This is a genomic window from Moraxella atlantae NBRC 14588 (genome assembly GCF_001591265.1).
Lineage (GTDB): Bacteria > Pseudomonadota > Gammaproteobacteria > Pseudomonadales > Moraxellaceae > Faucicola > Faucicola atlantae.
On sequence record NZ_BCUL01000003.1, the window covers coordinates 156,314 to 170,295 of the forward strand.

Genomic DNA, 13,982 nt, shown 5'->3' on the forward strand with positions numbered 1-13,982 from the left:
TTACCATTTAGGCGGTGGTATGCCATTTTTTACTAACAAAATTTGTCATAGGGTGACAAAATTTGTCACATCAGCTGCCAAAATTTGGCAAGTTGTGACATTGTTTGGCATAAACTGACAAATTTTGTCACTTGGATTGCACCACACTTTGTCTTGCCCACTAATTACGCCACTCATCGCCACGTCCGCATGTGGTATCGCGGCATTTGATACCATTAGAGCGCAGCTCTAAAACCCCGTCGCCCTGCATCACGCCATTGCTTATCGGTGTGGCGGTGATGACCCAGTCATTGGTTTGACGTGCCACACTGTAGGTATAATTAGGATGGTCGGCAGGAAAGCTGACATTACTTTTGTCAATGTTGTCATACGTGCCTTCTGCCAGTTTACGCGCTTCAATCCGACCTGCCTCATTTTGCATCTCTGTCATCATCTCGGTGCGCTTGGTGCGTTTGACATGGTTTTGATAACTTGGGTAGGCAATCGCTGCCAAGACACCGATGACGGCAACCACGATCATCAATTCTATCAAGGTAAATCCACGTTGTTGCATCATAGATCCGTTATTTATTCCAGTGATATTATCGGTTTAATTGACCAACTACCAAACCTCGGGGTTTGCACCACAGTCGCCATTTTTTTGCAAATTATCGTCGGTTACGGTGTTATCGGTGACCACACAGGTGCGCTGTTGGCTATCAAGATACAGCCGCGGCGCACGGCTGAGGTTTGAATTGGGCAGCGCTATCATCTTCCAACCACGTCCAATGGCAATATTGGACAGTGAGCTGTCATCGCTTGTTGGTACCAATGAACGGGGCGTCGTCGTCGTCTCGCCATCATCGTTTGTTGCGCTGTCGTTTTGGTTATCATATAGCCGAATCACATACCGATAGTTACCAGCATTGCTACCGATGGGCACATAGATGCTAATATTGTTAGCATCATAACAATTATCGCCCGTGCCGCACACGTTGGGACGAAAGTTACGAAACGATAGGTTACTGGCACGCCAGCGTTCAAGCTCTAGTGATAACTCACGCATCCGCGCTTGGGTCTGATTTTGGGCATTGCGCACGGCATATTGCTGATAACTGGGAATGGCAATTGCCGCCAAAATTGCCACAATCGCTACCGCGACCATAAGCTCAATCAAGGTAAAGCCCGTGGGTCGTAAAACAGATTTATGGACAGGGTTTGACATCATCGGGCTCACTTGACTGTATGGCATCGTTCAAAGGTTGGCTTATTTTTCATACCAGCGTTGTGGGGTTAAGCGGTAGCGCGGCTCAATAAGGACACGCTCGGCAGAGCCACTGCCTAACGTTTTGGTCAAGCCGCCATCAATACCCATGTTTGTGGTTTGCGGCTGCCCTTGTAGCCCAATAGGATCGGTTGTCGATGAGACGTTTTTGTTTGTATCATCGCCAAAGTTGGTGCGTTTGGCAGTGTCTTTTAGTTCATTGAGACCCAACGTACCAATCATTAAGCGGCGGTTCACTTGATCGGCACTACCGCTTTGAGGGCCGAACGCTAGCTCTTGAATCCCCTGCCCTGCACGTTCATAGCCGCCTGTGCCATTGGTCGAGGTAGTATCATCACAAATCCCCCAAGGCATACAGTATAGCTGACGCTCCGAGCCGCCTTTGATTTTAGCCGAACATGCGTCCGACGCGCTGTAGTTCATATCAGGGTTATAGACTGTGGTGTATAGCTTGCCTGCGATGACCTCGCTTTTGCCCACGCCTTTTGAGTATTTGACATTCTCAAAACCATCAAATTTGGTCAAAGGATAGAACCAACCGCGTTTTGGCGTGGCATCGCTAAAGCTATACAAGGTTTGTTTTAGTTTATCCTTGCTGAGATCACCTGTACCAATCACGCCAAGTTTAACCAATTTGCTATCGCTTGCCATTGTGCTGCTGCTTGCTTGTTTGCTGCCCGTGGAGCTAAATTTGACCACCAAGTCTTTGATAGCAGGCGTAAAGTCGCTAGCATAAAAACGGGCATCGCCGATGGTGACATCGGTATCAAAAACACCATATACCCGATCGGCATTTTCTACGGTGTCACGCATTTTTGATAGCGGTGAGCTGCGATCGCCTGAGATGACATTGACCACCGCAAACAGTTTATTGCCCTGCCCTGTCTCGGTGTTGCGATAAAAGCTGACGTTCGGGCGCTCATAGAAGCGACGCGCGTAGGAGGTGCCCTCTTGGTCATCTTTTAAGATACGTACCACGCGCCCTTTATCCGATGCCACGATACCGTCTTCGAAGTCTGCTCGGAATACCTGACCGCCCAGATCGGCAAAATATAGCTGATCGGCATAGCCGTCGTTATCGCGGTCTAGCACAGTAATGCCGCCGACGATACTGTGTTTCATGTATTTTTTGCCATCAAAGCTACCTGACGCGCTGGCATTGTAGGTGGCTGACCATAAGAGCGCACCTGTTTTGGCATTGATGATATACACGGCATTGCCATCAGCCTGTGTCTTGCCTGCACAGGTGGCACTAATATCGTTTTGTGTTGTGGCAGTGACACCAATTTGGAAGTATTCATTTTCATAGCACATGTCATAGCCACCACCAAAGATGACAACATCTGTACCTTGTGTATCTGTCGCGCTGGTTTTGATACGTGCCAAGCTTGGTGGATTCCAAATATAGCCGATGCGCGCAAATCCTGTCGTATCGGAGTCTATTAAAGCATGTGCGCCCCCATCACTAAAGGCAGGTTTTGGTGCAGTGGTTGATGACAGGTCAAAGCCCAATAAGCCTTTGCCACCTAGGCGCATACCACCGTAAGCATACATACCATCACTAGAATTTACACCAACTTTATTATCTTTATAATTGTAGTTGTATTTGGCACGCACCGCCCACTGACCGTCAATACCAAAATACGGGGTAGCAGCAGGGCGTTCAGCGGTGGTGGTATAAACAGAATTTGGCACAATCGCGTCAGACTGGGTTTGCATCATGATCCGTGGAATGACGACAAATTGCTCTTTACCGCTATCTGATTTCACCATATGCAGCCCACCGTCCATGGTACCAAACAGCACGTAGTCTTTGCGCGCGCTGTCATCGCTGATGTTCTTGACGCGCCCATTTTCTAGGGTTGCTTCATAAGAAACCGCGACAGGCTTAGAGTGGATGCTAGCCCCCAAAACTTTGATGGCTTGTGTAGGCTGTGCCATGGTTAGGTCTTTGATAGGCGTTGTATCGCTAATTAACTGATCCAAATCTGTCGGGGTAGCCGCGTTGGGTTTGTAGGCTTGGGTATATCCCATAAACTGTAGTAGCTTAATTTGGTTAGCACGGCTATAGGTTGTGGTGTCTTTGAGCGTATCAAAGCCACTGGGGTGCTTGCTGTCATCAACGCTCAGACGGCGCAACGTTGTCGCGGTTGTATTGACATCCTGTAAATCCTCCACCCATACACTGCGTGTGGTTTTTACATTGCTGCTGGGTGTGGTGAGCTGCTCGTACATACCGCCTGCTTGTACAGCATCGTTACGCGTGTCGCCGTTGTCATTGATGTAGTCCAGCGATTGCCACAGGTCTTTTGTGGTAGGGGCTAAATTACCACTGACGTCTTTAAACAACTTTTGGTTACTCTTGCCGTACAACGTACCATCAAATAGGTCAAACTTTTTGATATTACCCGGCCAAATGTTGCGTAAGTTATCGCCACCTGACAACTGCGATTCTAAAGAGGGCAAGTAGGCAACGGGCAATTCACCTAGCGGACGATAAGGGTCTTTTGGAATGGTCAAGGTGCCCGATGGTGCGGCAGGGATGGTGTTATTAAGGCTAGCAATAAATGTGGTGATACTGTTGGCAATATCTTCTGATGACTGTGCATAAAAGAAGCCGCCTTCGCCATAGCCTGCGCCTTTTTTGCCCCATTTACAGGCGTTTTGGGCATCTTGGGTTGCCCCTGCGGTATCACAGTCATACGTGCCGTCTGTATTTTTATTGAGACCTGCAAATGATGCACCAAAGCCCGCCACTGCGGTGCGGATACTCACCCCTGATGGGTTGGTATCTTTGTTGTATAGGCGTTTGGCATACTCGCCAATCCATTCCCAGCCGCCTGTTTCACCATCAAATAAGCCTGAGGTCAGCGATGGGGAGACTAGACCGTCTGTTGGTTTGGCCGTGATGGTGTATTTGGTATTATCATTTAATGATTTGTTGATGATGGTTTTTGCCATCTCGTCTTTGGTCGAGTTTGGCGCGCCATCGGTTAGGAAGTAAATACCGTTTGAATTACATTGCGCTGAGGTATCGTTGGTGGTAGTCGCCCCACGGATGTAGTTATTATCACGCTTGGTATCATCTGCCGAGTAAGCGATACCGCCGTAGTTGTTATCCACTGGTGTGACGGTTTGAGTGGTGTTGGTGATGGTTCTATATTCAACGTCTCGCGCCACATAGTGTTTTTTCTGATAACAATAGGCCCTAGAAAGTTCCCAATTATTTGAGTTGGTATTTGCACGGTCAGTTCTTATGTCCGCAGGATCTTTGGGGTATTCACCTGCAAAATGATACACATTCCTTATTGGATCATCACCAACTTTAGGAGAAACACTGTTGTCACAATAATAACGTTTTTGGTATCTGTCATATTTTGCGTCTCTTACCCATTGGTTACTATATTCACGGGGCTTATAACACAAAGAAGGCCAGCCAGGTTCTACAAAAAATCCAGATGGACAATCCTTATAGACAAGCTTCCGTTCTGTTTTGTTAAAAGATTGAAGCTCCGATTCAATCGAAAACGGATTAGAACGGTAAGAGATATATGCTGTTGCCCCGCCTGAGTTTGACCATCCTTTGGTATTGATAGGCTCAATATCCATAGGGTTGTTAGCGACTTTCATCCAGCCGCCATATCGCCAGCCAACGGGTAGCTTGCTATGGGTTTCCCAAGCTGTGGTCATTGCTCCGACTTCTTTTTTTAGCTCGTCGGGGGTAACTTGTGTCCAGCCGCCAGTGCCATTAGGTTTGTAAATAGCAATGTTGCTACCCATTTTCTGGTTAGCAGAGTCATACCAAGTACCGTAGGCAGTCTTACTGATTGGATTGGTTTCTTTACTATTCCACGCATTATCACATTGCTTGATAGTGGCACCAAACTGTCTGGCATCATCAGCACTACCGAGTGCGACACAGACATAATATACTTGGTCACGCACGCTGGTAGAATTTGACTTTTGCATGATGGCGGCACCATCATATAACAAATTGATCTTATTAGGTAGGTTGCTAGAGCGGATACCTGTGTTTGTACCCATCATATAAGCGCCTGCTTCTGCATAAGCATGGGCAGCAGGCGTACCACTTGAAGGCTTGTAGATATTAGGATAATTAGTAGAGTTTGATGCAAGGTTAGGATTGCTGGTACCGTCTTCATCAGTAAAAGTATCGACTGATTTAAAGGCAGCAATGGCTTGGATTAGCTTTAGACGATGGGCAGGTGTCAAGGGTGCTGCGGGCACAAGTATAGTACCTGAATGCCCATCGACTAATTGGTTATTTGATTCACCTATCAAAACTGGGGTCTTGGAGGAGAAATGACCTAAGCCGATTTTGATACTATCGTCGATTTTCTTACCAGCCAAAAGTTGAATCAAAGAGTCCTTAAGGCGAGACATACGGTCAAATTTGCCTGTCTGTGTTTCTATTAAGCGACCATCGCTACCAATAGATGGTGAGGCACTACCATCGCTAGAGCAACCACGCAAATAATATGGCACTGTAGTCCCATTCACCGTGACCGATTTGTAAAAAGTATTTTTGTTCTTAGTAACCGATACAGGTCGCTTATCTATAGCATTATAAGCCCATTCAATAAGACCTGACGAACTTATCTTCGGTTGGCATAAGGACGAAGCAACATCGCCTGGGCTGCCATAGGCATTGTTGCTAGGTAACACCAACGAGCTAATACCCATTGACCCTGAAGTATCTAGCATCATCATCAAGTTGATCTGTCCGCCTGTTGCCGCTTGATAAATCTCTAAGTCACCAACATTGCGACGCTCCCCACCTGTCGGTACGGTATCTGCTTGAGATATGGGTGTCGTCATCATCGCCATCACCAATAGTGACAGCAACTTGACAGAAGTCTGTATACGCAACTTATTACCGTGAGATACTCGGATCATAACTTACTCCATCTGCCCAAAAGGCTCATACACCGCATAAATAAATCTTATCACACAAAAAACTTACATCTGACAAAAAACTCAATCAACTTCAACGCCTCATCGAGTCGCCGTACATTCACCATCTAGCAGCTGGCCTGTCCCTGTGCCAAAGTTTAGACAAGTGGTTGTATTTTCACCATAATCTAAATACATTTGGCTATCAATCTGTTTACTGGGCACTTGATTATCACGCAAACACTTGAGCAAATTTGGCTTATCTGTCAATCCTGCTTCCTTAAAACACGCTTTGGGATCATTGTACGCAGGAATAGCCGCCGTTGAGCGTACATTAAACAGATAATTGGTCACACCACCGTCATTGTCACCGCCAATATTGACATCGCGCTGTTGGGCGACATTGGTATACGCCTCTTGGGTGATTGGTGTTGCCGCCAACGTTATGCTTACTTGAGTTGCCACGGTATTGCGCGCGCTGATATAGCTACTAGCCTGAGATGGATCGCAAAATCCTGTGGTATAACCTGTCAAATTGCCACCGTTGCGCACAATGCGTGTGCCATTGGTCATCACTTGTTGATTACGTGGGTTATAGCAATAGATCAACTCATCACCACGCGCCTCAGGTTTAAAAAAATGACCAAAAACACCATTGTCGGATAATGAGTCACGATAATTAGAGCCTGTTACAGGACCGTTTACAACGTTTTCCAATTTAGCATTGGCACCATCACTGCCTTGCAAAAGTAGCGTATTAATCTGGTCACTGGTAGCAAGACGCAAATCTGATGTACTACGACGTACCGCAATAATGCCAACCAGCATCACCAAAACCAATACCAACAAGACCACGATCAACGCCGCACCACGCTGCCGATCATAACCCAACGAGGGTCGTCTTGTTATGACTGCTTTATCGCCAGCTAGATTGTGAAATGTATGACTTACCGTAGGCATTTTTTTTAGCATTGGGTGATTATCCTAAGGTGTTACGACACGCGCATTACGCAAAAAAGTCGTTGATTCATAGGTTTTTCGAATATATTTATCATTGGCGTTCTTGGGCGTATTGGCTTGACCAAAAATCATATAGCTGCTTGGTGCACTAAAATCCCCCACCACAGGCATTGCGCCACGCACCAATAAACCTAGCTTAACAGCAACAATCGGGGCGCGGTATAAAGGTGAGGTTTCATCCAAAGCGTTATATTGCGCTGGTGTGATATACGTCAAGGTATTACCGTTTTGAATACCTATTTCAACTTTAAACTGATCCACATTTAAAATTAACTCTTCGCCTGCACCGCCAAAACCAGGTATTTTAGGTGTCACACTATTGTTTGCAGGTAATATACCACTGACACCAACTCGTCCTGCATCACACGCCAATACCAACATATTCTGTGATACGTTGGTATTTGTACTGGGTTCACGCAAAAAATATCGCTCCACCACATGCGCATTTTGAGCCACGGTGTTGTTTTCACAATCAAGTATATTCTCGCCTGTAACGTTTTGGTATTGAATGACCAATTGATCGCTACCTACGTTTGTGTTGCTAATTTTTGACCACAGCGGGCTTGTGCCTGCTGTGGTATTGCCATCAGCACTTACCGTGATTTTTTGGGCAATATCATTGGGTGCAGGTTGATCAGTTGAGTAATTTAAATTCGCACCTGACAAAACAATACCACCATAGCCTGTGGTTTGGTTAATTTGGTTCACAGTATTACCCAAATTAGCCAAACGTAGCTTTTGTTCCACCTGCTGAATACCAAAAATACTGGCATCGTTAATTTCAGAGCCACTACGCTGGATAGCACTGGTGCGCACCATAGCGATATATACCTGAAACACCGCTGCAGTAATCAGCAAACCCAATACCAATGAAATCATCAGCTCAATGAGTGTAAAACCTGCTTGTGCCTGTCTAGATGCCCCAAAAATAAACTTTTGCGCAGTCATATAACTAGATGCAGCGTTTGTATGCTTTTTCAGCATTAGTATGCCTCCATCACAAAGCAAGATACGCCAATATTGTAGTCTCCTGTTTCCTTCATGCAGTCATTTGCTGCTGTACCAAACCTAGGTTCAGTATTGCCCCACGCAGCAATCAGACAGGTCAAAGGCTGCCCAGTTGTGGTAGCAGGGCAAATATCAGCGCGTACCTTTACGCCACTTTGACCAGCCTGCGCCTTAAGCGCGAGCGCATCACGCGCTGCCAGCTGATTGACCGTACAGCTTTTTAGCGTTGTGCCAGTAGTGACGCAGCTATCTTTGGTGATAGTGTCATCGTCCACAGTTATACTGGTTGTAGTAGCATTGAGTGCATCACGAAAACTTGTTATGCCATCAGGATTGGCACGCATCATCTCTGCACCGCCCCGCATCAGGCTTAATGCTTGGCTGCGTAAAATCGTCTCATCGGTCGCTTTAATTGCTGTGATTTGCATAGCAGAAAAACCCAATACCGCCACTGCCAGTAGCAGCAGCGCGACCAGTACCTCAATCAAGCCAATGCCTTGTTGTGACTTCATCAGCAGGTTCCATCTTTTTGCGTGACAATATTACTGTTACCGTCTACAAATACCGAATAACGATCCACCCCCGTGCCCGAGCATACAGATATTTTTGTGGTGTTATTTAGTGCTGTACCCGTACCTGTGTTGTTTTCAAACGCATGTTTTTGTGGTGTAAAACTTATTTTACTCAGACTTGCCGTGCTCGGTGTGATTGTTAAACCGTCACTCAACGCAAAGCGTGAGCGGCTGTCAGTACTATCAACAAACTTGACATCCATCCGCTTATCCACGGCTGTGTTTGTTAGCTCAACAAAAGTTGATTTTTGGTAAATTTGCGCCTGTGTCCGTGCATCTTTAAAAGCAGACTCAATCACATTCGCCCCGTCAATCACACGCATTTGTTGAATTTGCCGTGACATACTCGGTGCTGCCATTGCTGCTAAGATAGCAATGATAATCACGACAACCATCAGCTCAATCAGCGTAAAACCTTTTGCTGAATTTGTTGGCATCATTGCGTTGTTCCCCATCACCTAACCACTAAGACCATGCCCAATCGTTTCATCATATTGTTTAAAATAATGTTGCAAAAACCGTGCCTTATCTTTGGGCAAAGCATTTTTAACCACCGCTATATGATTAGACATAACGTTTAAGCATCTATGCTTGGCAGCGCACCCAACTGTCAAAAAAAAACCTCAGACTAACGCACAAGTTGTTAGCCCAAGGCTTGTTTGTATGGCAGGCTTAATATTTAAATTAAGCTATCAGTATTTGACTTTCATTTTGTTTAATCAATGCTTAGAAACTTAAATCCATTCAAATATATTCACCAAGTTTTGAATAAATTTTACAAATTACGATCGCTTAGCGCCCACGATACGTGATGCGTCCTTTCGACAAATCATACGGGGTCATCTCAACCTTGACTTTATCGCCCGTCAAAATACGGATGTAGTTTTTACGCATTTTGCCAGAGATATGCGCGATGATCTCATGCCCATTTTCTAGGCGCACTTTAAATAATGTGTTTGGCAAAGTATCCACCACCTCGCCTTCAAATTCGATGACATCGTCTTTTTTTGACATAGTACCTAATCTGCTAAAGATTTGCTAAAATTTTAAACACCGTATTTTACAATAATTCTAATCAATTAGCAAGTGTTTGCGCTGGCTTACTCGGGCAGATTAAGCCATACAGGTGATAGGCGCACTTTGGGTAATAGGGTCTGAAATTGCGGCGGATATAAGGCATTGATAAAATACAAGCCATCAGCAGGGGCGGTGGGCGCAGCTTGAGTACGGTCTTTGATGGTCAATAAATCGGCTAGCCACGTGGCAGGCTGCTCACCGCGCCCGATGGCATACAGACTGCCCATGATGTTGCGCACCATGTGATGCAAAAAACCATCGGCTTGAATATCAAGCACCCACAAATCGCCATGCGCATAAAGATTGGCAAAAGCGACTTGGCGCACAGGTTGTTTGGACTGACACGCCGCCGCGCGAAAGCTGGTAAAATCATGCTGCCCGACCAAGCTTTGACAGGCCGTTTGCATCGCCGCCCAATCGAGCGGCTGGTATTGGTGGGTCACCTGCCCATGCAGCAGCGCAGGGCGATACGGTTGATTGAGCGTAACGTAGCGGTAACGCCGCGCAATCGCACCAAAGCGTGCATGAAACGTCTCAGGCATGGGCACCAACCAACGCAGCGCGATATCATCGGGTAGCAGGGTATTGGCACCGCGTAGCCAGTTATAAGGGTCACGCCGCGCGGTGGTGACAAAATGCGCCACCATATTGGACGCATGAACGCCTGCATCGGTACGCCCTGCTGCCACCACCTCGATGGGTTGATTGGCAATTTGCGATAGCGCACGTTCGACTTCTTCTTGTACACTGCCGACTTCCTGCTGCCGCTGCCAGCCGCGATAGCCTTGCCCGTTAAACTCAATCCCGATGGCGTATGTTTGGGTATCGGTGTGCTCTACCGCGTTATTCAAACCGCTTGTTCCTTTTAAAACATCATATACCGACTGCCTAAGCCACGCTGTGCGTGTCTTTCATGCAATGCCGCCAGCGCTGGCGACGGCGACTTGGTGTGTCATATTGCGCCGTGAGCCACAATAGCCGCGCATAAATCGCCGCCACTGTTAGCCGTCCGCTGGATAGTACGCCACATTCTGCCAACCATGCGCCTGCCGCATACGTACTGTCTGCGCCACCATACGGGCATTGTGTGGAAGCCACCACCAAACAACCTTGGGCTTTTAATTGCTTGAGCGCGTTTTCAATCTCTGGCGATTGTAAAAAATTGCCTGCGCCAAAACCGAGCAAAATCAAACCGTCAGGTGCTTGTTGTATCAAGGCAGCAAAATATCCTTGCCACGCATCTGCAGCCATCGGCACGGCATACACAGTGACAATTTTTGCCACCGCCATACGCTGACAAACCATCGGTAGTTGCGCGATTTTGTCCTCAAGCCACAGCGCGCGCTGACGTGGGCTAATTTTTTTGCTAAAGCTGTTGGCAGGATAGCCTGCACGATGATGACCAACAAACGCCATCAGATCATGGCTATGGATTTTTTGCACCGTTTGGGCGGGCCAATGCTCACCGGCAAAGCATACGCGCACCCCTGCTTCACCGTGGCAAGCCAATTGACACGCGTCAAACAAATTTTGACACGCATCGCTATCAGGATTGACTACATAATCCGTCAAAACCTGTGTATCAAGTAGTGGTTGCATAGCACCTGTCACCACCACACAAGTATCGCTTTCTGCAAATGCCTCAGCTAATAACGCCGCCAAATACGCCAACGTATCAGTACCCGTGAGGATCACAAATCGCCGTATATTACCCATGCGTGCATGGATCAGCAAGCTATAAACGGCGGCAATATCCATTGGTGTAAGCTGGCTGCTGTCTTTGACCACCGCATTGGGTAAAATTTGCCATGGCACAGGTGCGTCAGTGTGATTGGGATAACTGGCAAAATGCGCTGCCAAAATATTTTGCAAAATCGGCAAAAACGTATCGGGCGCAAGGCTTGCCAAGGGCTGCCCATAACTACCAAACGTACCACCCAAATACGCAATGCCGATCGGCTCACGCGTCAGTTGTTTAGCGGATCTTGGCATCACGGCAACTCATACGGATTAGCAACACCCAGATCTGCCAACACAGCGATCTCGATACGCTCCATTTCATCCTGCTCAGCTTGTCCTAGCTCATGGTCAAAGCCTAGCAAATGCAGCATACCGTGAACCATCAAATGCGTAACATGCGCCGCTAACGGTTTACCTTGCTCAGCCGCTTGCTTGGCAACCACCGCATGGCAAATCACCAACTCACCCAGCGGCACCTGTGGTAATTGACCAGCCACTTCAGCAGGCAGATCAGCAGGGTACGACAAAATGTTAGTCGCATAGTCTTTACCGCGGTATGCCAAATTTAATGCTCGCGCCTCAATAGGCTCGGTGATATATAGCGACAACTCATAAGGCAAATCCAACGCTAGCAAATCGTCATGCACCCACGCGTTTGGCTGAGCTTGTAAATAAGTCAGCAAGTGCGCTAGCCAATGGCTGACTTGCGCTTGGTCATAAAACTGTGTAAGCTCGGCAAAATCTGCTTGCTGAGCTAGCGTATCACCAAAGCTTATAACCACATCATGATAGATTGGTTTCATTCTACGCTTGCCTGTGTGCTGTTGGTGCCACTCACTGTAGGATCAGCACTGTTTGCCATCGCTTGCGCTTGCTCGGCAAGACGCGCTTGTTTTTTTGCCTCTTTGATTGCCTCTTGCTGCTCATCAAAGGCATCATAGGCTTCAACAATTTTTTGCACCAAATGGTGGCGCACGACATCTTTGCTATCAAACTTGGTGATATGAATTTCTTGAATAGGTGACAAAATAGCCAGTGCTTGGCTCAAGCCTGACTTGGTGCCGCGTGGTAAATCCACCTGCGACATATCACCCGTAATGACAGCGCGCGAGCCAAAACCTAAACGCGTCAAAAACATTTTCATCTGTTCAGGTGTGGTGTTTTGCGCCTCATCCAAAATCACAAATGAGTTATTGAGGGTGCGCCCACGCATATATGCCAATGGTGCAACTTCAATAATTTGACGCTCAAGCAATTTACCGACCTTTTCAAAGCCAAGCATTTCATAAAGCGCGTCATACAACGGGCGCAAATACGGATCAATTTTTTGTGTCAAATCGCCAGGCAAAAATCCCAGTTTCTCTCCTGCTTCGACAGCAGGACGTACCAGCAAGATACGCTCAATCTCATTGCGCTCAAGCATATCAACCGCACAGGCTACTGCTAAATACGTTTTACCTGTCCCTGCAGGACCTACGCCAAACGAAATATCTGAAGTCAAAATGCGTTTAACATAACGCTGCTGATTTGCTCCACGCGGCGTAATTTTGCCTTTACGTGTGTGCAGGCTAATCGGTGCATACGTTTTATGGTCAGTTTCAGTTTGGGCTAGATTATTGTGTTTGGCATCTGCCAAGTCTATCTCACGGCTAAAACTGGTCTGAATCAGCATATGCAAATCTTCGGGCGTAATATCCGTATTGGTTTGCACCTCATCGGCAAGCTGTAGCAGAATTTTTTCGGCGCGCTCAACAGGGTCAAAATCACCCGATATGACAAAATCGGTCTTGCGCTGATGAATCTGTACATCTAATCGCTGTTCTAAATATTTAATATGGTTATTGTATTCGCCCAAAAGGGATTTTAATTGTTGGGTGGTAAGGCTAGATAAATCAACACTGCGCTGAATAGTATCGCTCAAGTGGTCATCCTTATTGCTGAGAATAAAATTTATTGATTGACATAATAAGTCAATAGCTAACTTATTATGGAATTTTTGACAAAAAATGCAAGTCTAAATTATAGGTCAAGCAATAAAAAACCCCCACTCAATGAGTGGGGGTTTGGGATAAAACGCTGACGATGACCTACTCTCACATGATCGAATCACACTACCATCGGCGCATTGTCGTTTCACTTCTGAGTTCGGGAAGGGATCAGGTGGTTCCAACAAGCTATGATCGTCAGCAAAGCATTGAGCCTTGCGGCATATAGAGAAATGAGTAACTGAATCGATAAACTTTGGTGAACGTCTACAACCCATTAGGCGTTGTATAGTCAAGTCAAACGAGCAATTAGTATTGGTTAGCTTCATGCATCGCTGCACTTCCACACCCAACCTATCAACGTCCTGGTCTAGAACGGCTCTTTAGGGAAATCTCATCTTG

12 protein-coding genes and 2 rRNA genes are annotated in these 13,982 nt (G+C 46.6%); all 14 read right to left on the reverse strand.

Features of this window, described 5'->3' with window-relative positions:
• Positions 1-160: 160 nt before the first annotated feature.
• Complete coding sequence (locus MA2_RS03490) at positions 161-553, reverse strand: type IV pilin protein (protein WP_303621076.1); 393 nt, start codon at positions 551-553, stop codon at positions 161-163.
• Between the two features lie 48 nt (positions 554-601).
• On the reverse strand, positions 602-1,231 hold the full coding sequence (locus MA2_RS11510) for a prepilin-type N-terminal cleavage/methylation domain-containing protein (RefSeq protein ID WP_067056578.1): 630 nt from the start codon (positions 1,229-1,231) through the stop codon (positions 602-604).
• A 15-nt stretch (positions 1,232-1,246) separates the two neighbouring features.
• A complete protein-coding gene (locus tag MA2_RS03500) occupies positions 1,247-6,181 on the reverse strand; it encodes a pilus assembly protein (protein WP_143821808.1) in 4,935 nt (1,644 codons plus the stop codon).
• 99 nt (positions 6,182-6,280) lie between these two features.
• Positions 6,281-7,138, reverse strand: a complete 858-nt coding sequence (locus MA2_RS03505) for a PilX N-terminal domain-containing pilus assembly protein (protein WP_143821807.1) — start codon at positions 7,136-7,138, stop codon at positions 6,281-6,283.
• A gap of 24 nt (positions 7,139-7,162) precedes the next feature.
• Complete coding sequence (locus MA2_RS03510; protein WP_079352128.1) at positions 7,163-8,146, reverse strand: PilW family protein; 984 nt, start codon at positions 8,144-8,146, stop codon at positions 7,163-7,165.
• Between the two features lie 35 nt (positions 8,147-8,181).
• Positions 8,182-8,718 (reverse strand): type IV pilus modification protein PilV, encoded by a 537-nt coding sequence (gene pilV / locus MA2_RS03515; RefSeq protein ID WP_067056589.1) that lies wholly within the window; start codon positions 8,716-8,718, stop codon positions 8,182-8,184.
• Positions 8,718-9,215: a prepilin-type N-terminal cleavage/methylation domain-containing protein gene (locus MA2_RS03520; RefSeq protein ID WP_158080599.1), complete on the reverse strand. Its 498-nt coding sequence runs from the start codon at positions 9,213-9,215 to the stop codon at positions 8,718-8,720. The genes pilV and MA2_RS03520 overlap by 1 nt, the downstream gene beginning before the upstream one ends.
• A gap of 355 nt (positions 9,216-9,570) precedes the next feature.
• On the reverse strand, positions 9,571-9,792 hold the full coding sequence (gene infA, locus MA2_RS03525; RefSeq protein WP_067056595.1) for a translation initiation factor IF-1: 222 nt from the start codon (positions 9,790-9,792) through the stop codon (positions 9,571-9,573).
• Positions 9,793-9,878: 86 nt separating this feature from the next.
• Positions 9,879-10,706 (reverse strand): tRNA pseudouridine(38-40) synthase TruA, encoded by an 828-nt coding sequence (gene truA, locus MA2_RS03530; protein WP_067056598.1) that lies wholly within the window; start codon positions 10,704-10,706, stop codon positions 9,879-9,881.
• 37 nt (positions 10,707-10,743) lie between these two features.
• Positions 10,744-11,847, reverse strand: coding sequence for an asparaginase domain-containing protein (locus MA2_RS03535; RefSeq protein WP_067056601.1), 1,104 nt, complete (start codon positions 11,845-11,847; stop codon positions 10,744-10,746).
• Positions 11,847-12,398 carry an rRNA maturation RNase YbeY gene (gene ybeY, locus MA2_RS03540; RefSeq protein WP_067056604.1) on the reverse strand — a complete coding sequence of 184 codons (552 nt, stop codon included), beginning with the start codon at positions 12,396-12,398 and terminating at the stop codon, positions 11,847-11,849. The genes MA2_RS03535 and ybeY overlap by 1 nt, the downstream gene beginning before the upstream one ends.
• Positions 12,395-13,516 (reverse strand): PhoH family protein, encoded by a 1,122-nt coding sequence (locus MA2_RS03545; RefSeq protein ID WP_067056607.1) that lies wholly within the window; start codon positions 13,514-13,516, stop codon positions 12,395-12,397. The genes ybeY and MA2_RS03545 overlap by 4 nt, the downstream gene beginning before the upstream one ends.
• Before the next feature lie 153 nt (positions 13,517-13,669).
• A 5S ribosomal RNA gene (gene rrf / locus MA2_RS03550) occupies positions 13,670-13,783 on the reverse strand.
• An 85-nt stretch (positions 13,784-13,868) separates the two neighbouring features.
• Positions 13,869-13,982, reverse strand: a 23S ribosomal RNA gene (locus MA2_RS03555); the annotation flags it as partial.